The sequence below is a fragment of the Streptomyces sp. NBC_00454 genome, assembly GCF_041434015.1.
Lineage (GTDB): Bacteria > Actinomycetota > Actinomycetes > Streptomycetales > Streptomycetaceae > Streptomyces.
The window spans coordinates 1,020,655-1,041,487 of sequence record NZ_CP107907.1 but is presented as its reverse complement, the minus strand read 5'-3'; the positions used below and the strand labels follow the sequence as shown (position 1 = coordinate 1,041,487).

The window sequence follows — 20,833 nt, the reverse complement described above, 5'->3', positions numbered from 1 at the left end:
TCCCGGCCGCGGGAGCCCCTCAGAAGCCCGGGCCGTCCTCGCGGTTGCCGGCCGTGGCCAGGCGGCCCCACAGGAGGTCGGTGAGGCCGGTGACGAGCTCCGCGCGCTCGCACGGGCGCTCGCCGAGCCACCAGTCGCCCGCGGCGTGCATCATGCCGACGATCCCGTGACCCCACACCCGGGCCAGGCGCTCGCCGCCGGGGCCGAGGTCCACGCGTTCGCCGATCACCTGCGCCAGCTCCTCGCCGAGGCGCCGCAGCAGCGGGGCCGAGTGCAGGCCCACGTCGAAGCCGCGTTCGGCGGCCTGGGAGTCCTCGGCCGGGTGCATGAGGAAGCGGTAGACCTGCGGGCGGGCCTCGATGGCGGCGAGATAGGTGTCGAGGGTGGCCTCGACCCGGCTGCGCCGCTCGGCGGGGGCGTCGAGCGCCGCGCGCAGCGAGTCGAGCAGGGCGTCCGTGTGCCGGACGGCCAGGGCCTGGTAGAGGCCCGCCTTGTCGCCGAAGTGCCGGTAGAGGATCGGCTTGGTGATGCCGGCCTCGGCGGCGATGGCGTTCATGGACGCCTTCGGCCCGTCCCGGAGGACGACCCGGTCGGCCGCCTCCAGCAGTTCCCGCCGCCGGCGCTCGGCCGTTCCCGGCTCGCCGGCCTGCTGTGTGCTCTCCATGACGTGTTCCACTCCCCGCCCTTGCGATGTCCTGACGCCCACGCAACGTAACACCCCGCACACCCTGGCGATCTCATCGGCGGTCCGCCATCGCTGCTGCTTGACAGTGCTTACCGGCCGGTAACAGACTGGTCGGACAGATGGGGTTACCGTTGGTAACTGCTTGTACGGCAGCGCGATACGAAAGCTGGAGGGGACATGGCGGAGTTCACCATGGAGCTGAACGACGACCAGAAGCAGGTACGGGACTGGATCCACGGCTTCGCCGCCGACGTGATGCGCCCCGCCGCCGCGGAATGGGACGAGCGCGAAGAGACTCCGTGGCCCGTCATCCAGGAAGCCGCGAAGGTCGGCATCTACTCGCTCGACTTCTACGCGCAGCAGTTCTTCGACCCCACCGGCCTCGGCATCCCGATGGCCATGGAAGAGCTGTTCTGGGGCGACGCGGGCATCGCGCTGTCCATCGTCGGTACCGGGCTCGCCGCCATCGGCGTCGTCGCCAACGGCACCGAGGAGCAGATCGGCACCTGGATCCCGCAGATGTACGGCACCCCCGACGACGTGAAGGTCGCCGCCTTCTGCTCCTCCGAGCCGGACGCCGGCTCCGACGTCGGCGCGATGCGCACCCGCGCCGTGTACGACCAGGCCACCGACGAGTGGGTGCTCAACGGCACCAAGACCTGGGCGACCAACGGCGGCATCGCCAACGTCCACATCGTCGTGGCCGTCGTCGACCCCGAGCTCGGCACCAAGGGTCACGCCTCCTTCATCGTGCCGCCGAACACCCCCGGGCTCTCCCAGGGCCAGAAGTTCAAGAAGCACGGGATCCGCGCCTCGCACACCGCCGAGGTGGTCCTGGAGGACTGCCGGATCCCCGGCTCCTGCCTGCTCGGCGGTAAGGAGAAGCTGGACGAGCGCCTGGCGCGGGCCCACGAGCGGGCCAGGGCGGGCGGCGGCGAGCGGGTCAAGAACGCCGCGATGGCCACCTTCGAGGCCTCCCGCCCCGCCGTCGGAGCCATGGCCGTGGGCACGGCGCGCGCCGCGTACGAGGTCGCCCTCGACTACGCGAAGACCCGTACGCAGTTCGGCCGGCCGATCATCGACAACCAGGGCGTGGCCTTCCAGCTCGCCGACATGCGCACCTCCATCGACGCGGCCCGCCTGCTGGTGTGGCGCGCCTCCTGGATGGCGGTCGCGGGCAAGCCGTTCACCTCGGCCGAGGGCTCGATGTCGAAGCTGTTCGCGAGCGAGGTCTCCAAGAAGGTCACCGCGCAGGCGGTCCAGATCCTGGGCGGCAACGGCTTCACCCGCGAGTACCCGGTGGAGCGCATGCACCGGGACAGCGCTATCTACACCATCTTCGAGGGCACCAGCGAGATCCAGCGGCTGGTGATCGCGCGCACGATCTCGGGCATGCCGATCCGCTAGCACGGGGCTCGAAAGCGGCTCGAAGGCGGCTCGAAAGGGGCTCGAGCGGGGCCCTGCCGGCGCAGGCGCCCCGTCAGCGCAGGAGGGCCCTCAGGGCGCGGCCGAAGAGGAAGCGGGCGGCGGCGGCCGTCAGGGGGTCGAAGAGGCGGGGGAGGGCGCGCAGGCGCAGCTCCTCGCGCCATTCGGCCTCGCAGCCGCCGCCGGGCGCGGGGCGGATTTCGATCTCCGCCCAGCCCGTGACCGCGCTGCCGCGTTTGACCAGGCGGACCAGGCCCTCGGAGGTGTCCCCGGGCGGCTGCCAGACGGTCACTTCCATCGGGTCGTCGAACGTGATGCTTCCCACGCCCGTGCGGGCCGTGAAGCGCGTTCCGACGTGCGTGGGAGGCGCCGTCTCGATGATCGTCCGGGTGAGCGGGACCTGTGCGCCGTGGCGTTCCCAGTCGGTCAGCCGCCGCCATGCCTCGGCGGGTGCGAGACGAGTTCGGTGAATGATCCGGATAACGGGCATGAGCGCATGGTAATCGGGCATACACACCCTGAACTGGACGGCGAATATGGGTTCCGTCCAGGGGTGGCGATCAGCAATACTCACCGCCACCGTGGATCGCGGATTCGACCGGGTGACCACCGGCCCTCCCGCCCCACTCTGCGAGGAGGTGCGCCATGTGCTCCCACCAGCCCCCCTGCCCGACCGCCGACAGCGCCGATCACGACGCAGCCCGCACCGTGGCCTTCCATCCCGAACAAGGCTGGAATCTGCTCTGCAACGGCCTCGTGGTCTTCGACGACACCGGTGAACTGCTCCCCGACGGCCGCACGGTGGAACCCCGCCGCCCGGCCCTGGTCTGAGCGAGGAGGCAGCATGCGCCAGCAGCTGATCCGCAAGCCCGTCCCCAAGCCCGCCCCCCGAGACCTGGATCTGCGCACACCGTCGGGCAGACCCCTCCCGTACTGACGGGAGCCCCGGGATTACGCGGTGTCCACCGGTCGCAAGCTCAGCCGGTGGGCGCCGAAGCACCACCCAGGAAGGCGTTCTCGTACGCCTCGTCGCCGATCGCCGCCCTGGCCTGGCGCTCGCCCTCGTCGCGCAGCGCCGTCAGCGAGGGGGATCCCATCTGCGGCCGCCCGACCGTGCGCCACCACGCGTGCCCCGTGCCCAGCAGCCGCGCCGCCAGTTCGCCGTCGCCCATGGCCGCCACCGCCGCCGCGAGCAGGTCCAGGCCGAGCGCGATGCCGAAGCGGTCGCCCAGCAGCCGCTTGCCCGACAGCATCGCCCGTACGTGCCGGGCCGCCTCCCCGTGGTGGCCGAGCCCCAGCGCCGCCACGGCCAGGACGTAGTCCGCGTACGCCCGCAGCCAGCGCTCGCCCAGCTCAGCACAGGCCTCGCGCAGCCCTCCCGCCTCGTGCATGGCCTCCTCGAAGCGCCCGAGGTCGCACAGGGCGTAGGCGGTGGCCAGCCGGCACAGCAGCCAGCCCGGGCCGCTGGTGCGGCCGCCGTGGCCCGCGCGGGCCCGGGGACCCGCCAGCGCGAGCGCCCGCACCGGATCGCCCGGCATCAGCACCGCGACCGCGAGCAGATAGGCCGCGCGCAGCTCCGGTTCCGGGTCGGCCAGAGCGGCCGCCGCCCGGGCGCACTCCTCGCCGACCCGCCGGGCCGTCTCCAGGTCGCCCTGGACCAGGGCCGTCAGCCCCAGCGCCCACAGGCCCTGGGTGTACGCGGCTCCCGTGGGCGGGGCCGCGCTCAGGGCCCGTTCCACGAAGCCCCGGCCCTCGTGGACATGCCCGCAGGAGAACCAGAAGAACCACAGGGCTCCGGCGGTCTCCAGGGCCGCCGCGGGATCCGAGCCGATCAGATGCTCCAGGGCGGTACGCAGCTGCGCGTGCTCCGCGGTCATCCTGCGGTACCAGTCCACCTGGCCGGGGCCCAGCCAGCCCCGCTCGGCGGCCTGCGAGAGCGCCGCGTACCAGTGGGCGTGCCGGTCGGCGAGGGTCCGTACCTCCCCGAGCTCCGCCAGCCAGTCCTGGCCGTACTCGCGGATCGTGTCCAGCATCCGGTAGCGGGCGCCCGCGCCCCGCTCCCGCGTGATCCGCACCACCGACTTCGCGACCAGGCCCGACAGCACCCGCTCCACGCGCCCCGCGGGCAGCGGACCGCCCGAGCAGACCGCCCGCGCCGCGGCCACGTCGAAGTCCCCGGTGAAGACCGAGAGCCGGGCCCACAGAAGCCGCTCCACCGGCTCGCACAGCTCGTGGCTCCAGCCGATGGCGGTCCGCATCGTCTGGTGCCGGGGGAGCCGGGCGGCGGTGGTGTCGGACAGCAGGTCGAAGCGGACGCCTAGGCGCTGCGCCATCTGCTCCAGGGTCCACAGCCGCATCCGGGCGCCGGCCAGTTCGAGGGCGAGCGGGATCCCGTCCAGGCGGCGGCACACCTCGAGGGCGACGGCCGCCCCCTCCGGATCGGCGAAGGCGGCCGCGGCCTGAGGGGTGGCGGCCAGGGCGCGGGCCCGGAAGAGGGCCAGGGCGTCGCTGTCGGGGCCGTCGCAGGGCAGCGGACTGACCTCGACCACCTTCTCGCCGGAGGAGCCGACCGGTTCGCGGGAGGTGATCAGCACCGTCAACCCGGGGGCGGACTGCAGGAGTTCGCCGACGAGGTGGCGGCAGGCGGCCACCAGGTGCTCGCAGGTGTCGAGGACGAGCAGCAGCTCCTTGTCGGCCATCCACGCGCACAGTTCCTCGTCCAGCGGGCGCGGGGACTGGTGGGCGAGGCCGAGGGCGTGCGCGACGGTGGCGGTGAGCAACTCGGGGTCGCGCAGGGGCGAGAGCTCCACCCACCAGACGCCGTCACGGCGGTGCGGGCGGGCATTCGCGGCGGCGCGCAGCGCGAGCCTGGACTTGCCGACGCCGCCGACGCCCGTGAGCGTGACCAGCCTCTGCCCGCGCAGCAGTCCGTGGAGCAGGCCGAGTTCACGCTCGCGGCCCACGAAGCTCGCCGTCTCCGGCGGCAGGTTTCCCGGCACGGCGCCAGAGTCTGGCTCAGCGGGGCCGTCCGCGGGATCTGGCTGATTGTTGTTGACCGAGTACTCACCGAACACGCATGTATTGTGCGCGATCTTCTTTCCCCGCAGTGCCGTTCGGGCCAGATCGGAGGGACGGAGTCTGGTTACGGTGCGGCCAGTACGACCCGGCGCTCGGCCGAAAAGGCTCCCCAGTTGCCGTCGGGCAGCCGGGCCCGCAGCTTCACCGTCCATACGGTGCCCGCCGGTTCGGTGACCGAGAGGCGGTGTTCCGCACGGCCGGCCGGGACCGCGCCCGTACCGAACTGGATGACGGTGGTGGGACGGCCGTTGACGTAGAGCTCGTACTCGCTGGTCTCCTTGCCGGTCGGCGGGGCGGTCCAGGCGAGGGTGACCGCGCCCGGTGAGGCGAGCGCCGTGAACTCGGCCGGGGCGGTGTCGGGCCGCTGCCCGGGCCCGGCCGGAGTGGTCACGTCCACCGGCGGGCCGTCGGGGGAGGAGTTGTCGGCGCCGTCGCGGGCCCGGACCGTGAAGGTGTACACGGTGTCGGGCTGGAGGCCTTCCAGGGTCGTCTCGGTGGTGCCGGGGCCGACCGTGTGGATCCGGGCGGTGCCCTGGTAGACGTCGTACGCGGTGACCCCCGCGTCGTCGGAGGCCGGGGCCCAGCTCAGTACGGCGGAGGTGGGTCCGAGCGCGCGGCCGGCCGCTCGGGGCGGGGCCGTCGGCGGCTGCCGGTCCTCGGCCTTGGCGGCGGGGGTGGTGGCGGAGGCGGAGGCGCTGGGCGGCGAGGTGTTCCCGGCGGCGTCGCGGGCCCGGACCGTGAACCCGTACGCGGTCTGCGGGGTGAGCCCGGCGATGTCCACCATCGTCTTGTCGGCGGGGAGCTCGCGGACCAGGCGGCCGGCCTGGAAGACCAGGAAGGAGGTCACCCCGTCGGCGGGGGCGGCCGACTGCCACATCACGTGGACCGAAGTGGCGCTGCCCGCCTGGGCGGTGAGCTCGGCGGGGGCGGGCGGGGGTGTGGTGTCGGCCGAGGTGCACGCCGTCAGGGCGGCCGCGGCGAGGGCCAGTGCCAGGGTCAGGGTCAAGGCCGGTGCGGGGGACGGGGGCCTTGCTGCGGTGCTTGGCGCGGGGTGGTGCACGGCGGCGGCCTCTTCCTCCGGCTCTTAATGGTCTAGACATATATGGCACGCCCTGTGGCGGCCGGGCAAGACCCGCGCGTTCGTCTTCTCCTGCTCCCGTCTGGCATTATTGCGATCTCTTTGCAATAAGCAGGATTTTTCATCAGATAGTGATCGAAAGCAGCAGGTAAGTGCACAGCATGAGGGCCCGGACCATACGGGGACCGGTCGGCGCGACCGCGGCCGCCGCACTCATCACGGGCCTCGCGGCCTGTTCGGGCCCCACGGGAGGAACAGCGTCCGCGGGACCGGACTCCGCCGTGGTGGGCATAGCCAACGAGCCGGAGACCCTCAGCCCCCTGCTGGGCTACGGCAAGGACGGCAACTCGAAGATCTTCGACGGGCTGCTGGCCCACGACGCGGACATGAAGCTGAAGCCGGCCCTGGCCGAGGCCCTGCCGGAGGTCTCCGCGGACGGGCTCACGTACACCTACCGGCTGCGCCAGGGCGTGAAGTTCAGCGACGGGCAGCCCTTCGGCGCCAAGGACGTGGTCTTCACCTACCGGACGATCCTCCACGAGAAGACCAACAACGCCTCCAAGTCCGAGCTCGACGCGATCGCCGGCGTCGAGGCGCAGGGGGAGGACGCCGTCGTCTTCCGCCTGAAGTACCCCTACGCCCCGTTCGCCGAGCGGACCGTCCTGCCCATCGCCCCCGAGCACATCGCGGGCGGCCAGGACGTCAACAGCGGGGACTTCGCCGCCAAGCCCATAGGCACCGGACCGTACGTGCTCACCGCCTGGTCCAAGGGCGAGAAGCTCAGCTTCAAGGCCAACCCGTCCTACTGGGGCGGCGAGCCCGCGGTGAAGAAGTTCACCATGGCCGTCATCAAGGACGACGACGTACGCGCCACCCGGCTGCGTTCCGGAGAACTGGACGGGGCGATCCTGCCGCCGAACCTGGCCGGAGCGTTCAAGGACGACGGGGCGCGAAGGACCTGGACGGCCAAGACCTTCGACTACCGCAACGTCACCATGCCGACCGGCAACGAGGTCACTGGCGACGTGGCGGTCCGCCGGGCCCTCGACCTCGCAGTGGACCGCGGCGCCATGGTCGACAAGCTCCTCGAAGGCGCCGGCAAGGCCGCCTACGGCCCCGTCCCCACCGGCAGCCCCTGGTTCGCGCCCGGCACGGAGCGCACGTACGACCTCGCCGCGGCCAGGAAGATCCTCGACGAGGCGGGCTGGGTGCCCGGCGACGACGGCATCCGCGCCAAGAAGGGCCTGCGGGCCACCTTCCCGCTGTGGCACACCTCCGGGGACAAGATCCGCCAGGACCACGCGCTCGCCTTCGCCTCCGACGCCAGGAAGGCGGGCATCGAGGTCAAGATCGAGTCCGGCAGCTGGGAGGTCATCGAGCCCCGGATGAAGACCGACGCCGTCCTCGCGGGCGGCGGCTCCCCGGCCGACCCCGACTTCGACCAGTACCTGACGCTGCACTCCTCGCTCGCGGGCGACGGCTTCAACAACATGGCCCGCTACGACAACAAGACGGTCGACCGGGCGCTCGTCGACGGCCGCAGGAGCGGCGACCCGGCCGCCCGCAAGGCCGCGTACGACACGGTCCAGCGCGAGCTCGTCAAGAACCCCGGCTACATCTACCTCACCCACATCGACCACCTCTACGTGGTCAACGACAAGTGGGACGGCCCCTCCACCCAGGTGGAGCCGCACGACCACGGCCTCGGCTCCGGCCCCTGGTGGAACATCGAGAACTGGAAGCCGAAGCAGAATTGAGCCCGGCCAAGTGACCACCCGCACCACCTGCACGACCCCCACCGTCCGGCTTCCCTGGCGGCCGATGGCGCGCATGGCGGGGCGGCGGACCCTGTTCGCCGGACCCGTCCTGCTCGTCGTCACCTTCGGGGTCTTCGCCGTCGCCGAGCTGTCCCCCTTCGACCCCGTCAAGGCGTACGCGGGCACCGCCGGGCTCACCGCCCCGCAGGCCGAACTGGACCGGCTGGCGGCCAACCTCGGCGTGGACCAGCCCCTGACCGCGCGCTGGTGGGAGTGGCTCACCTCGGCGCTCACCGGCGACCTCGGCACCTCCGCCGTGATGCGCCAGCCGGTCGCCGACGTCATCGGCGAACGGCTCGGCTGGTCGGCGCTGCTCGCCCTGAGCGCCTTCGCGGTGGCCCTGCTGCTGGGGACGGGGCTCGGAGTGCTCGCCGCGCGCAGGCAGGGCGGGCTCCTCGACCGGGCCGTCTCCGCGCTCGCGTACACCCTCGAAGCGGCCCCGGCCTTCTGGCTGGGCCTGCTCGCCATCTGGTTCTTCTCGGTGCGGCTGGGGGTCCTGCCCTCCGGCGGCCTGACCGACGCGGGCAGCGACGTGGTCACGGCCGGGCAGGTCGCCCGCCACCTGGTGCTTCCCGCGCTGGTCCTGGGCCTCTCGCAACTGCCCTGGTTCTTCCTGTACGTCAGGCAGGGCGTGGCCGACGCGCTGGAGGAGGACCCCGTACGGGGCGCTCGTGCCCGGGGCGTGGGGGAGCGGCGGGTCCTGCTCGGGCACGGACTGCGCTCCGGAATGCTCCCGATGCTGACCCTGATCGGGTCGCGGGTGCCTGAGCTGATCACCGGCGCCCTGCTGGTGGAGACCGTCTTCAGCTGGCCCGGCATCGCGGCGGCCACCGTGCAGGCCGCGACCTCCGTGGACTTCCCGCTGCTGGCCGCGCTGACCGTGCTGGCCACGGCCGCGGTGCTGGCCGGGAACCTGTTGAGCGACCTGCTCTACGGACTGGCGGACCCGAGGGTGGGCTTCGATGGCTGACACGGCAAGGGCCGCGGGCCCTACGGGGGCGCCCGCGGCCGACGCGGGCGAGGTCGTCTGGCGCTCCCGCGGGCAGGGCCGGCGCTCGATGCGCACGATCCGGGTGCGGACCTCGGCGGCGTGCGTCGTGCTCCTCGCCCTGGCGGTCCTGCTCGTGCCACCGCTGGTCCAACTGGACCAGCAGGCGGTCGACTTGTCGGCAAAGCTCCTGCCGCCCTCGTGGGCCCACCCGTTCGGCACCGATGACGTGGGCCGCGACCTGCTGCTGCGCTGCCTGTACGGGCTGCGGGTCTCGCTGCTCGTCGGCCTGGTCGCGGCGCTGGCCGCCACCGTCGTCGGCACGGCGGTCGGCGCGGCCGCCGGGGCGCTCGGCGGGTGGACGGACCGGTGTGTCATGCGCGTGGTGGACGCCCTGTCGTCGATCCCGCACCTGTTGCTGGGCATCTTCATCGTGGCGATGTTCCGGCCGGGGGTGTGGCCGGTGGTCGTCTCCGTGGCACTGACCCACTGGCTCTCCACCGCCCGCATCGTCCGGGCCGAGGTGCTCTCGCTGCGCTCGCGGCCCTATCTGGACGCGGCCGTCTCGGGCGGCGCCTCCCGGCTGCGGCTCACCGTCCGCCACCTCGTGCCCGGCGTGCTGCCGCAGGCCGGACTCGCGGCCGTGCTGATGATCCCGCACGCCATGTGGCACGAGTCGGCGCTGTCCTTCCTCGGCCTGGGCCTGCCCGCGCACCAGGCGAGCCTGGGCAACCTCGTCCAGACGGCCCGCGGTTCCCTGCTCGCCGGCGACTGGTGGCCCACCCTCTTCCCCGGGCTGTTCCTGATCGTCCCGACCCTGGCGATCGCCGGCCTCGCGGGTGCCTGGCGCGAGCGCCTCAATCCCCGACGCCGCTCGGAGCTGTCGCTGTGACCGACCACACCGGGCGCGGCCCCGCCGCGCCCGTCCTGAGCCTGGACCGGCTGTCCGTCCGCTTCCGCATGCGCGGCGGCCGGCAGGTCCAGGCCGTCACGGACGCCACCCTCACCCTGGCTCCGGGCGAATGCCTGGCCCTCGTCGGCGAGAGCGGCTGCGGCAAGTCCGTCCTCGCCTCCGCCCTCCTCGGCCTGCTCCCCGGCAACGCCGAAACCTCCGGGTCGGCCCGCCTCGCGGACGGCACCGACCTCCTCGCCCTCGACGAGCGGACCCTCGCCCGGACCGTCCGGGGCCGCCGCGTCGCCCTGGTCCCACAGAGCCCGGCCGCGCACCTCACGCCCGTCCGCACCATCCGCTCCCACCTGGAGGAGACCGTCCGGGAGCTGACCGGAGCCACCAAGCCGGAGCTCCGGGAGGCGGCCGGAGCCGCAGCCGAGCGGGCCGCCTTCCCCGCCACCCACCTGGACCGCCACCCCCACGAGCTCTCCGGCGGCCTCGCCCAGCGCGCGGCCACCGCCCTCGCCCTGATCGGCGACGCCCCCCTGCTCCTCGCCGATGAGCCGACCACCGGGCTCGACCGGGACCTCGTCCACCGCACCGTCGACGAGCTGAGCGCCCACACCCGGGAGGCCGGCCGTGCGCTGCTGATGATCACGCACGACCTCGCGGCGGCCCAGCGCATCGCCGACACCGTGGCCGTCATGTACGCCGGCCGCATCGTGGAAACGGCCCCCGCCGCAGGCTTCTTCGGCGATCCGGGACCTCGTCACCCCTACGCCCGCGGGCTCCTCGACGCCCTCCCGGAGCGGGCCTTCGCCCCGATCCCCGGCGCCCCGCCCGAACTGGGCGCCCTCCCGCGCGGCTGCGCCTTCGCCGCCCGCTGCCCCCGGGCCGCCGCCCGCTGCCGGGCCGAGCTGCCCGCCCTCACCGAAGGGGTGGCCTGCCACCATGCTTGAGCTCACCGGCATCACCGCCGGATACGACCGCCGGGCCCCCGTCGTGCGCAACGCGCACCTGAGCCTGGCGCCCGGCGAATCCCTCGGACTGCTCGGCCCCAGCGGCTGCGGCAAGTCCACCCTGGCCAGGGTCGCCGCCCTGCTGCACCGGCCCGACCGGGGGACCGTGTCCTTCGACGGCCGCGCCGTGACCGGCTTCCGGCACAGGGCGCCGCGCTCCCTGCGCATCGGCGTGGGCGTGGTGTTCCAGCAGCCCCGGCTGTCGGCGGACCCGCGGCTCAGGCTGCGCGACCTCGTCGCCGAACCCCTCCGCGCGACCGGGCGGCGTAGCGAAGTCGACTCCGTCGTCCCCGAGTTGGCGGACCGGGTCGGTCTCGGCGACGACCTGCTCGCCCGGCGGCCCCACGAGGTCAGCGACGGCCAGCTGCAACGGGCCTGCCTGGCAAGGGCGTTGGTGCTGCGACCGCGCTGGCTGGTGTGCGACGAGATGACCGCGATGCTCGACGCCTCCACCACCGCGGCCCTGGTCGGCGTGGTCGAGGAGTACCGCGCGCAGACCGGTGCCGGGCTCCTGGCGGTGGGCCACGACCCCGTGCTGCTCGGGCGCTGGTGCGGCCGAACGACCCGCTGGGAAGAGATCGTCAAGCAATGAAACCCGGTCACGGACGGTCAACACCCGTTTGGCGGACACGAGTTTCGCTCTAAGAGCCCTCTTCCTGCGCCACCATGGCGCCGCGTAAGGAGGTGTTCCGATGGTGATCTCCCTCTCCGTCGTCGTCCTGCTCCTCGTCCTCGCGTGGATCTTCATGCGCGGCGGCGGCCTCAAGCTGTCGCACGCGCTCGTCTGCGTGCTGCTCGGCTTCTACCTCGCGAGCAGCAGCCTGTCGGCGACCATCCAGCACGGCGTCTCGGCCACGGCGGACGTGGTCGGCGGCCTGAAGCCCTGACCGGGCCCCGGGACCCCTGACCGGGTCCCGGCCGCCTCCAGGAGCCCCGGCCGGCTCACCGCGCGGCCGGGGTGGTGCGGGCATACGCTGGTGCCGTTGCCTGGGTCCTCGGACGACAGGAGACCGTGCGGTGAAACCAACCCACATCCGGCTGCGCCGGGCCTGCGCGGCCGTGGCCGCCGCAGGTGCGCTGATGGCCCCGGCGGTGGCGGGCTCCGCCTACGGGGCGACCGCTCCCGAGCCGTCCGCTTCGAGTCCCGCTGCTCCCTCCTCGGCCACCGGCACGGAGTTCGTGCAGCTCACACCGGCCGTGGCAGCGCGACTGGACGCGGCCGTGCGCGAGGTCATGCGGGAGACGAAGGTGCCGGGCGTGACCGTGGGGCTCTGGGCCCCGGGCAAGGGGAGCTACGTCAAGACCTTCGGCGTGGCGGACAAGGCGACCGGCGCGCCCATGGGGACCGGTCTCCACGTGCGGATCGGCAGCGAGACCAAGACGTTCACGGTCACCGCCCTCCTCCAGCAGGTCGACCGGGGCAAGGCCGGCCTGGACGACCCCATCGGCAAGTACGTCACGGGCGTTCCCAACGGCGACCGCATCACCCTGCGCGAACTGGCGGGCATGCGCAGCGGGTTGTTCAACTACAGCCTGGACCCGGACTTCGTCAAGAAGCTCCAGGCCGATCCGGAACAGGACTTCACGCCGCAGCAGTTGCTCGACTACTCCTTCAAGCACCCCGTGCAGTTCCAGCCGGACGAGAAGTTCGACTACTGCAACACCAACCTGATCCTGCTCGGCCTGGTGGTCGAGAAGGTCACCGGCAGGCCGCTCCACGAGGTCATCGCGCAGGACGTGCTGGAGCCGGCCGGACTGCACCGAACGCTCCTGCCGACCGGCACGGAGTTCCCCGACCCGCACGCGCAGGGTTACAGCGACCAGACGGCCTCGGGCAGGACCGAGGACGTCACCGACTGGAACCCCTCCTGGGCCTGGGCGGCCGGAGCGATGATCTCCGACCTCCAGGACCTGCGCAGCTGGGCGCGGACCCTGGCCACCGGAACCCTGCTGACACCCGCGACCCAGGCCGAGCGCCTGAAGACCACCCCGATGGACCTTCCCGGTACGGGCTACGGGCTGGGCATCTTCAACGTCCAGGGCTGGATCGGCCACAACGGATCCCTGCCCGGCTACGAGGTCCTCCCGGTCTACCTGCCCGAGGCGCAGGCGACCATGGTCCTGCTCCTCAACACCGACTCCCTGACCGGCAACCAGGAGCCCAGCACCCTCCTGGGCCAGGCGATCACGAGCATCGTCTCCCCGGACCACGTGTACCCCACGAAGAAACAGCTCGCCCCGGAACCGGCCGACGGCGGACGCTGACCACCTCGGCATTCATCCCGCTCCTCCATGGACTCCTTCGGCACTGCGACCTACCGTCTGGCGGCAGCGCGACGTCAGACGCGGTGTCAGCAGAGCCGCAGACCATGGAGGAAGTCCGGATGTTCCCAAGAGCGCTGAACCGTGCGGTGCTGCCGGCCCTGGCCGCCTTCGCGGTGATCTCCGGATTCTCCCCGGCCGCCGCCGAGGGGATACCCCTGGCCCCCGGCCACCGCCTGGTCAGCCACTACGAGGGCGGTCCCGCCACCGCCGCTCCGCTGCCCGGACAGGCCCCGCCGCAACACCCGTTCATGGCGCCCAACGGCCGCAGCGGCATGCACTCCGACGCGTCCGGCAGCGCCACCTCCCCCTGGTCCGGACCGCTCGGCAGGAAGCCGGAGGTGACCAGCGAGAAGATCGCGGCCCTCGGCGGCGAATGCGCCACCGCCACCTTCGACTCGGCCGGCCGGCTGGTCACGGTGTGCGGCACCTTCAGCGGTTTCGAGGTCAAGCTGCTGGAACCGCGTACGCTCGCCCCGCTCGCGCAGTACCGGCTCCCGCAGCGCTCCTCGACGGTCCGGGCGATCAGCACGCTCGACCTGTCGAAGATCTTCAAGGACACCTCGGGCGGCGCCTACTTCTACCTGGACAACGAGGACCGGGCGGTGCTGGCCGACTCCCGCCAGCACATCCTGCGCCTCTCCCATGCCCAGGGCCCCGACGGCACGTGGCGGTTCAAGGCCGACGACGACTGGGACCTCACCGGCCAGGTCCCGCACGACTGCGCGGACTGGACCAACCTGCGGCCCACCGGCACCTGCGACCCCGTCACCTCCGTGATGCCCGACTGGAACGGCCGCATCTGGTGGGTCACCCGCCAGGGCCGGGTCGGCACCGTGGACCCGGCGACCTCGCGGATCCGCTCGATCCGGCTGTCGGGGGAGGAGATCCAGAACTCCTTCTCGGTGGCCGAGGACGGCGTGTCCATCGTCACCGACCACGCCCTCTACAGCTTCCGCGCCGACGCCGACGGCACCCCCGTCGCCCAGTGGCGCCAGACCTACGACCGGGGTACGGGGACCAAACCCGGCTCGGTGAACCAGGGCTCGGGCACCACCCCGGACCTCTTCGGCGACGGCTACGTCGCGATCACCGACAACGCCGACGACCGGATGAACGTCCTGGTCTACAAGCGGGGCACTGAGGTGCCCGAGGGGCAGCGGCTGGTGTGCCGGGTGCCGGTCTTCGCAGCGGGCGCCTCGACCACCGACAATTCCCTGATCACCTGGGGCAACAGCATCGTCGTGGAGAACAACTACGGCTACGAGAACATCACCTCGCTGGTCCTCGGCAAGTCGGTCGTGGGCGGCGCCAGCCGCATCGACGTGCGGGCCGACGGCAGCAGCTGCGACACGGTCTGGCAGAGCGCGGTCCGCTCGCCCTCCGTGGTCCCCAAGCTCTCCACCGGGAACGGGCTGCTGTACTTCTACGAGAAGGAACCGAACATCTGGGGGATCGACGCCTGGTACCTGACGGCGGTGGACTTCCGCACAGGCGAGCGCCGCTGGCGCCGGCTCACCGGCACGGGCCCGCTGTACGACAACAACTGGGCCCCGATCACCCTGGGCCCCGACGGCACCGCCTACGTGGGCGTCTTCAACGGCATCGTCGCCGTCCGCGACGGCGGCTGAGCCCGCCCCCCCGCTCAGCCGCCGACGCGCTCGATGGCCACCATCGCCGCGTCGTCCCCCAGCAGGCCGCCCGGTGCGTGGGCCAGGAGGTCCGCGCACAGGTGGCGCAGGAGGGCGTCCGGGCCGTCGCCGGGCCAGTCCGCGGCCCGCTCCGCGAGCGGGTAGAACACCCCCGAGGCGTCGCGCGCCTCGATGACCCCGTCCGTGTACAGGAGCACCACGTCGCCCGGCTCGAAGGAGAAGGACTGCGGGGCGAAGCCGGTGTCCACGAACTCCGAGAGGCCCAGCGGCGGAGCCGGATGGTCCACCTGGAGGGCTACGACGCTGCCCCCGCGCAGCAGCAGGGGCGGCGGGTGCCCGCAGCTGACGAGCCGCAGGGACGCTTCCCCGTCGGGGATGTCGAGGACGGCCGCGGTGGTGAACCCCTCCGCCGGCTGCCCGGGGCCGTCCGCGTCCCGGTCGGGATCGGTGGCCACGGCGGCCTCCAGATGGGCGACGAGCCCCGGCAGATCGGCCTCCAGGTGCGCGGCGGCCCGGAACGCGCCGAGGACGATCGCGGCGTCCCCGACGGCCTCCAGGCCCTTGCCCCGGACGTCGCCGATGATCAGCCGGGTGCTCTCGGCGGTCCGTGCGGCCGCGTAGAGGTCGCCGCCGATCTGTGCCTCGGCCTCGGCGGCCAGGTACACGGAGGCGATCCGCAGCGGTCCCATCCGGTCGCGCAGCGGCCGCAGGACCACCTGCTGGGCGGCCACGGCCACGGAACGCAGCCGGGTGAGCTGCTCCTCGTGGAGCTCGCGCAGGTGTGCGAAGAAGGTGACGAAGGCCGAGATCAGCACCAGCGCGATGATCTGGAAGGTGTGGTTGAGGTCGGTGAGGGTGGTGCGGGCGACGGCGACCGCCACCTGCGCCGCCACCGCCACCGCCCCGACGAATCCGGTCGTCCGGGGTCCCGCGAAGGAGGCGGTCAGGGCCGGCGCGGCGACGAGGAAGGGACCCAGGTGGACGTCCGGCGGCGCCAGGACGTCGACCACCGTCACCACCGCGATCAGGAAGAACGGGACCGACAGGAGCACCGCGCGCGATTCCCGCAACCGGCGTGTGCGTGGGTACGGCGGCCGAGGATCCATGCCTCCTGCATACACCGCCGGGGCCCGGACCGCGAGGCACCGGCACACGGCAGCGGGCCCCACCCGCCCCGGCCGGTGGGCCGGGGCGGGTGGAGCCCGGGTGGTTCTCGGATCAGGGTGTCGCGGCGGGCGTCAGCTCACCTGGAGGGTGACGTCGTCCACGACGAAGGAGGTCTGCAGGGACGGGTCCTCCACGCCCTGGAACTTCAGGGTGACGGTCTGTCCGGCGAACCGGGAGACGTCGTAGGTCTTGAGCGTGTAGCCGGAGGCCGCGTTCACGTTGGACAGGGTCGCCAGCGTCTGGCCGCCCACCGAGACCGTGAAGGTGTCGTAGACGGTGTTCTCGGTCTCGTCGGTGTCGATGTGCAGGTAGAAGCCGAGCTGGTACGAGGCGCAGCCCGACGGGATGGTCACGGACTGCGTGGCGCTGTCGGTGTGGGTCTGGCCGTAGCCGACCAGCCACGCCATGTACGAGCCCCCGTGCGGGGCCTGCCCGGCCTGGTTGGTGATGACCCCCGAGGTGGCGGTCCACGGGCTGGCGCCGCTCTCGAAGCCGCCGTTGGAGACGACCTGGCGCGGGGTGCAGGTGCCGCCGCCGTTGACGGTCAGCGTGTAGGTGGTGCCGTGGCTGACCGTGCCGGTACCGGTGACGGTCAGGGTGTAGGTGCCGGGCGCGGTGCTCGCCCCGACCGACACGGTGAGCGTCGAGGAGCTGCCGGACTGGACGGAGGTGGGGCTGAGCGTCGCGCTCACGCCGGCCGGGGCGCCGGTGACCGACAGGGAGACGGTCTGGGCGGCGCCGCTGACGGTACCGGTGGCGACGGTGGAGGTCAGGCTCGAGCCCGGGTTCGCGCTGCCCGCGGCCGGGGAGGTGCTGATCGAGAAGTCCTGCGCCGGGGTGGTCCCGCCGACGGCCTGGTTCCAGATCGTGTAGGCGACGCCGTCGGCGCTGCGGTCCAGGACCGTCGCGCTGATGTTGCTCGTGGTGTCGCAGGAGCTGTGGTAGCAGGAGTCGTACGCCGCGTTCGCGGTGCCGCCCCACTTCGTGGCCTGTGCGGAGGTCTTGCGGGCGCTGGCGCCGGCCGCGTAGCCGGAGGTGGCGATGCCGCCCTGCTGGAAGGAGTAGTCGTCACTGCGGCCCTGGCCCTCGGTGTTCTCCTCCGGGGCGAGGTTCAGCGAGGTCCAGTAGGCCTTGAGCGGCGCGGCGGCGGTGGAGTTGACGTTGTTGATGAAGTAGCCGCCGTTGGGCGAGCCGACCATGTCGAAGTTGTAGTAGGCCTTGATGGCCGACTTCTGGGTGCTGGTCAGCTGGCCCACGTAGAACTTCGAGCCGTTGAGGCCCTGCTCCTCGTCGGTCCACCAGGCGAACCGCACGTGCTTGGTCATCGTCGGGTTCTTCTGGGCGAGGACCAGCGCGTTCTCCAGCAGGGTCGCGGAGCCCGAGCCGTTGTCGTTGATGCCCGGACCGGCCGAGACGCTGTCGAGGTGCGAGCCGAACATGACCGTCTGGTCGGCGGGGCCGCCGGGCCAGTCGGCGATCAGGTTGTTCGACGGGTAGGTGCAGGAGGAGCAGTTCTGCTCGGTGACCGTGTAGCCGGCGGCCTGCAGCTTGCCCTTGATGTACGCCACCGACTGGGTGTAACCGGCGCTGCCCGCACGGCGGTTGCCGCCGTTCTGGGAGGCGATGGTGTTCAGCTGGGTCAGGTGCGCCTGGACGGCGGCCACGTCGATGTTCGGCGCGGTCGGGTCGGGCGGCGTGGTGCCGCTCACGGTGAGTGCGTAGTCGACGGTGTGCGAGAGGCTGGTGCCCTGGCCCTTGACGACCACGGTGGAGGTCCCGGGAGCCGCGTTGGACGTCGCGGTCAGGGTCAGCGTCGAGGACTGGCCGGACTGCACGGTGGCCGGGCTGAAGGAGGCGCTCACCCCGGCCGGCAGGCCGGACGCGGTGAGGGTCACCTGCTGGGCCGTGCCGGTGGAGATCGCCGTGGCCACGGTGGTGGTGGTCGAGGCGCCCTGCTGGGCGGTGCCCGAGGACGGGTTCAGCGAGAGCGAGAAGTCGCTGTTCTGGCCGCTCGGGGTACAGGTCGTGTCACCGGACTGGGCGGGCACGCTGATGGCGTCCCAGGCGGCCTTGGTCTTGTTGAACAGGTCGCAGGTGGCGTCCAGCGACTTGGCGGAACTCAGCGTCGCCGTACGGTACTTCTTGTACGACATGCTGGAGGTCTTCAGGAGCATGCCGCCGTAGAAGATCTTGCCCGCGTTCTGCACGCCGACGCCGGTCAGCGTCGACTGGTTGCAGGTGCTGCTGTTCGGCTTGCCGCCACCCGGGCTGGTGCCCTCGGCGAGCAGGTAGAACCAGTGGTTCAGCGGGCCCGCCGCCGCGTGCACCTCGGTGTTGGGTATCGAGGAGCTGTAACAGGACGGGTTGTTGTTGATGGCCGACGGGTTGTACATGTTGCGGATCGGACCGTTGCCCTGGAGGTTGATCATCTCGCCGACGAGGTAGTCCGGAGTGTCGTACGGCGAGGGCTCGTTGGCGTACGCCTCGGTCAGCGCGCCGAAGATGTCACCGGTGGCCTCGCCCAGACCGGCCTCCTGGCCGCTGGTGCCGCCGGGGGTGTTGGAGTCGATGGCGTGCCCGTACTCGTGGGCCACCACGTCCACGCCGGCGATCCACTCGTTCGCGCTGTTGTGCCCGATGGTGACCGAGCTGCCGTCCCAGTACGCGTTCAGGTCGCTCAGGCCGACCTTGCCCGGGAAACTCTGGCCGTTGCCGCTGACGCCGTTGCGGCCGAGCCACTGGCTCAGCATGTCCCACTGCTTCTGCGCCGCGAACATCAGGTCCGTGCAGCCGGTCTCCTTGGACGTGGCGTTGCCGGTGCCCCAGGAGTCCGAGGACTTGGAGAAGACGGTTCCGGTGCTGTAGTCCGCGCAGCTCAGACCGGGCCGGTTCGGGTCGCGCAAGGAGTACGTGGAGCCCGAGGCGGTGGTGCTGATGGTCAGCGGGTTCGGGCCGTTCCACTTGCTGGTCCCGGTGCCCGCGACCACCTCGTCGAAGCGGTCGATGACCTTGCCGGTGCGCGCGTCCACGAAGACGTGCAGCTTGCTGGGCGCGGTGGCGCTCCGCCCGATGAGCACCGTCTCCCAGGCCAGGACGGACTTGTCGTCCTTGAGCTTGACGACGAGCCGGCTGCTCTGGACCCGGTCGGTGGCGGCCTGCTCGCCGCGCGAGGCGGCCTCGGCGGCCTTCGCCGTGACCGACGGGGTGGTCGCCACGTCGATGACGGCCGCGGAGGCCGACTGGAGGGTGCGGACCCGGCCCTCGCCGTCGGCGAGGACCACCGCGTCGCCGCCGACGACCGGAAGGCCGCGGTAGCTGCGCTCGTACGCGACGGAGTACAGGTCCTTCACCCAGGGGGTGACCAGGCGCCGCTCGTACTGCTGCTGGGGCGAGTTGACCAGGGTGTCGAGGCCGCTGCGCACGGCCGCGTCCGCTGCGGCGACCGCCCGTTCGGCCTTGGTCGGGGGTGCGGGGTCCGCGCTCTGAGCGGCGGAGGCGGTGCCGGCCAGCGTGCCGGCGAGGCCGGCGGTCAGCACCATGGCCGCGGCTGCGGCCATCCATCTGGTGGGCTGCAAGAGTCCACTCCGATTCTGTGTGGGGGGTGAGAAAGAGATGAGAATTCGGCGTTCGCGGCTGAGTATGGGCGTGTCCATGACGAGATCGGGACATCTCTGCGCGCATAAGACCGGCGTTATGGTGCGGGCGGGTGACGCTGCGTAAGCTGCCGGGATGCAGCTGGAGTTGAGGCATCTGCAAGCCGTCTGCCAGATAGCGGAAACCGGCAGCCTGGGGGGAGCGGCACGGAGGCTCGGCGTCTCACAGCCGGCGCTCTCCGCCCAGCTGCGAAGGATCGAGCGGGTCACCGGCGGCGAACTCTTCGTCCGCGGCCGGCGCGGGGTGGAACCCACCCCCCTCGGCCAGTTCGTCCTCGCCAAGGCGCGCCGGGTGCTCAGCGAGATGGACGCCCTCGGAGCCGAGACCCGCGCCCGGACGGCCGGCGCCCCGCTGCGCCTGGGCTGCATCCTGCTCGTGCTCGTCGACGGCCTGATCGCACAGCAGGACCTGGCCCTGGCCGGCCGCGAGATCACCGTGGACCTGGAGGACTCGGTGACGGCGCTGGTACGGATGCTCGGTGCGGGCCGCTACGACGTCATCGTGTACGGCGAGGTGAACGACCACGAGGTCCCGCTGCCCGGAGGGGTCATGGCCCGGACCCTGGTCTCCAGGGAGCCCTTCTGCATCCGGCTGTCCGCACGGCACCCGCTGGCCCGGCTCGAAGCCCTCGACCTCGCCGACCTGGCCGAAGACCAGTGGATGACCCTGGTGGAGGACGACGACGGCGGCCCCGAGGCGCTCGTCGAGGCCTGCGCGAAGGCCGGGTTCGCCCCCTCGCTGCGCTACCGGATCACCGACCGCATGATGCAGTACGACCTGATCTCCGCGGGCCGCGCCGTCTCCCTGTGCCAGCCCACCGCCCCGGCCGTCGCGGGCACGGTGGTGCGGCCCCTGATCGGCGCACCGGTCACGGGGCGCATCCGGCTCGCCTGGAACCGCTCGACGGTCTCGACCCGGCAGGCGGATCTCTTCTACCGCTCGGCGGCCCTGGCCTACCTGGCCAACGTGGACAACAACCCCTTCCACCGGGTCTGGTGGGACAGGCATCCCGAGGTCCATCCGGCCCTGGACTGACCCCGCCGGCCCTTCCCGGGT

The 20,833-nt window shown here is 72.2% G+C and carries 17 protein-coding genes; 11 read left to right on the top strand and 6 right to left on the bottom strand.

Going from position 1 to position 20,833, the window contains the following annotated elements:
• Positions 1-19: 19 nt before the first annotated feature.
• Positions 20-664 (bottom strand): TetR family transcriptional regulator, encoded by a 645-nt coding sequence (locus OHU74_RS04775; RefSeq protein WP_371614738.1) that lies wholly within the window; start codon positions 662-664, stop codon positions 20-22.
• A 198-nt stretch (positions 665-862) separates the two neighbouring features.
• Here OHU74_RS04775 and OHU74_RS04770 point away from each other — a divergent pair, with 198 nt between their 5' ends.
• Positions 863-2,092, top strand: a complete 1,230-nt coding sequence (locus tag OHU74_RS04770; protein ID WP_371614737.1) for an acyl-CoA dehydrogenase family protein — start codon at positions 863-865, stop codon at positions 2,090-2,092.
• A 73-nt stretch (positions 2,093-2,165) separates the two neighbouring features.
• On the opposite strand, the gene OHU74_RS04765 is transcribed toward OHU74_RS04770, so the two are convergent.
• Positions 2,166-2,600 carry an SRPBCC family protein gene (locus tag OHU74_RS04765; RefSeq protein ID WP_371614736.1) on the bottom strand — a complete coding sequence of 145 codons (435 nt, stop codon included), beginning with the start codon at positions 2,598-2,600 and terminating at the stop codon, positions 2,166-2,168.
• Positions 2,601-2,755: 155 nt separating this feature from the next.
• On the opposite strand from OHU74_RS04765, the gene OHU74_RS04760 reads away from it, so the two are divergent.
• Positions 2,756-2,941, top strand: coding sequence for a DUF5999 family protein (locus tag OHU74_RS04760; RefSeq protein WP_330295162.1), 186 nt, complete (start codon positions 2,756-2,758; stop codon positions 2,939-2,941).
• Positions 2,942-3,087: 146 nt separating this feature from the next.
• Here OHU74_RS04760 and OHU74_RS04755 read toward each other — a convergent pair whose 3' ends face one another.
• Both OHU74_RS04755 and OHU74_RS04750 read right to left on the bottom strand, forming a co-directional pair.
• Entirely contained in the window at positions 3,088-5,109 is a 2,022-nt protein-coding gene (locus tag OHU74_RS04755) for an NB-ARC domain-containing protein (protein ID WP_371614735.1), read from the bottom strand.
• Positions 5,110-5,252: 143 nt separating this feature from the next.
• Positions 5,253-6,194 (bottom strand): fibronectin type III domain-containing protein, encoded by a 942-nt coding sequence (locus tag OHU74_RS04750; protein WP_371614734.1) that lies wholly within the window; start codon positions 6,192-6,194, stop codon positions 5,253-5,255.
• Positions 6,195-6,427: 233 nt separating this feature from the next.
• Between OHU74_RS04750 and OHU74_RS04745 the strand changes: the two genes are divergently transcribed.
• The 8 genes from OHU74_RS04745 (at position 6,428) to OHU74_RS04710 (ending at position 14,935) form a co-directional block, all read left to right on the top strand.
• Positions 6,428-8,023: an ABC transporter substrate-binding protein gene (locus OHU74_RS04745; protein WP_371614733.1), complete on the top strand. Its 1,596-nt coding sequence runs from the start codon at positions 6,428-6,430 to the stop codon at positions 8,021-8,023.
• A gap of 64 nt (positions 8,024-8,087) precedes the next feature.
• Positions 8,088-9,053 carry an ABC transporter permease gene (locus OHU74_RS04740; RefSeq protein ID WP_371619567.1) on the top strand — a complete coding sequence of 322 codons (966 nt, stop codon included), beginning with the start codon at positions 8,088-8,090 and terminating at the stop codon, positions 9,051-9,053.
• The gene (locus tag OHU74_RS04735) at positions 9,046-9,963 is read left to right on the top strand and encodes an ABC transporter permease (protein ID WP_371614732.1); all 918 of its coding nucleotides are present in this window, start codon (positions 9,046-9,048) and stop codon (positions 9,961-9,963) included. Before OHU74_RS04740 ends, OHU74_RS04735 begins: the two co-directional genes overlap by 8 nt.
• Positions 9,964-10,031: 68 nt before the next feature.
• A complete protein-coding gene (locus OHU74_RS04730; protein WP_371619566.1) occupies positions 10,032-10,922 on the top strand; it encodes an ABC transporter ATP-binding protein in 891 nt (296 codons plus the stop codon).
• Positions 10,915-11,574, top strand: a complete 660-nt coding sequence (locus OHU74_RS04725; RefSeq protein ID WP_371614731.1) for an ABC transporter ATP-binding protein — start codon at positions 10,915-10,917, stop codon at positions 11,572-11,574. Before OHU74_RS04730 ends, OHU74_RS04725 begins: the two co-directional genes overlap by 8 nt.
• A 100-nt stretch (positions 11,575-11,674) precedes the next feature.
• A complete protein-coding gene (locus OHU74_RS04720; RefSeq protein ID WP_330295156.1) occupies positions 11,675-11,869 on the top strand; it encodes a hypothetical protein in 195 nt (64 codons plus the stop codon).
• 130 nt (positions 11,870-11,999) lie between these two features.
• A complete protein-coding gene (locus OHU74_RS04715) occupies positions 12,000-13,247 on the top strand; it encodes a serine hydrolase domain-containing protein (RefSeq protein ID WP_371614730.1) in 1,248 nt (415 codons plus the stop codon).
• A gap of 119 nt (positions 13,248-13,366) precedes the next feature.
• The gene (locus OHU74_RS04710) at positions 13,367-14,935 is read left to right on the top strand and encodes a hypothetical protein (RefSeq protein WP_371614729.1); all 1,569 of its coding nucleotides are present in this window, start codon (positions 13,367-13,369) and stop codon (positions 14,933-14,935) included.
• A gap of 14 nt (positions 14,936-14,949) precedes the next feature.
• Here OHU74_RS04710 and OHU74_RS04705 read toward each other — a convergent pair whose 3' ends face one another.
• Both OHU74_RS04705 and OHU74_RS04700 read right to left on the bottom strand, forming a co-directional pair.
• On the bottom strand, positions 14,950-16,062 hold the full coding sequence (locus OHU74_RS04705; protein WP_371614728.1) for a PP2C family protein-serine/threonine phosphatase: 1,113 nt from the start codon (positions 16,060-16,062) through the stop codon (positions 14,950-14,952).
• A gap of 132 nt (positions 16,063-16,194) precedes the next feature.
• Positions 16,195-19,680, bottom strand: coding sequence for a M28 family peptidase (locus OHU74_RS04700; protein ID WP_371619565.1), 3,486 nt, complete (start codon positions 19,678-19,680; stop codon positions 16,195-16,197).
• 172 nt (positions 19,681-19,852) lie between these two features.
• Here OHU74_RS04700 and OHU74_RS04695 point away from each other — a divergent pair, with 172 nt between their 5' ends.
• The gene (locus OHU74_RS04695) at positions 19,853-20,812 is read left to right on the top strand and encodes a LysR family transcriptional regulator (RefSeq protein WP_371614727.1); all 960 of its coding nucleotides are present in this window, start codon (positions 19,853-19,855) and stop codon (positions 20,810-20,812) included.
• Positions 20,813-20,833: the final 21 nt, after the last annotated feature.

Bases quoted from the DNA above. Each gene is read 5' to 3' on its own strand.
- OHU74_RS04775 (WP_371614738.1), bottom strand. From the start codon at position 664: ATGGAGAGCACACAGCAGGCCGGCGAGCCGGGAACGGCCGAGCGCCGG.
- OHU74_RS04770 (WP_371614737.1), top strand. From the start codon at position 863: ATGGCGGAGTTCACCATGGAGCTGAACGACGACCAGAAGCAGGTACGG.
- OHU74_RS04765 (WP_371614736.1), bottom strand. From the start codon at position 2,600: ATGCCCGTTATCCGGATCATTCACCGAACTCGTCTCGCACCCGCCGAG.
- OHU74_RS04760 (WP_330295162.1), top strand. From the start codon at position 2,756: ATGTGCTCCCACCAGCCCCCCTGCCCGACCGCCGACAGCGCCGATCAC.
- OHU74_RS04745 (WP_371614733.1), top strand. From the start codon at position 6,428: ATGAGGGCCCGGACCATACGGGGACCGGTCGGCGCGACCGCGGCCGCC.
- OHU74_RS04740 (WP_371619567.1), top strand. From the start codon at position 8,088: ATGGCGCGCATGGCGGGGCGGCGGACCCTGTTCGCCGGACCCGTCCTG.
- OHU74_RS04735 (WP_371614732.1), top strand. From the start codon at position 9,046: ATGGCTGACACGGCAAGGGCCGCGGGCCCTACGGGGGCGCCCGCGGCC.
- OHU74_RS04730 (WP_371619566.1), top strand. From the start codon at position 10,032: ATGCGCGGCGGCCGGCAGGTCCAGGCCGTCACGGACGCCACCCTCACC.
- OHU74_RS04725 (WP_371614731.1), top strand. From the start codon at position 10,915: ATGCTTGAGCTCACCGGCATCACCGCCGGATACGACCGCCGGGCCCCC.
- OHU74_RS04720 (WP_330295156.1), top strand. From the start codon at position 11,675: ATGGTGATCTCCCTCTCCGTCGTCGTCCTGCTCCTCGTCCTCGCGTGG.
- OHU74_RS04710 (WP_371614729.1), top strand. From the start codon at position 13,367: ATGTTCCCAAGAGCGCTGAACCGTGCGGTGCTGCCGGCCCTGGCCGCC.
- OHU74_RS04705 (WP_371614728.1), bottom strand. From the start codon at position 16,062: ATGGATCCTCGGCCGCCGTACCCACGCACACGCCGGTTGCGGGAATCG.
- OHU74_RS04700 (WP_371619565.1), bottom strand. From the start codon at position 19,680: ATGGCCGCAGCCGCGGCCATGGTGCTGACCGCCGGCCTCGCCGGCACG.
- OHU74_RS04695 (WP_371614727.1), top strand. From the start codon at position 19,853: ATGCAGCTGGAGTTGAGGCATCTGCAAGCCGTCTGCCAGATAGCGGAA.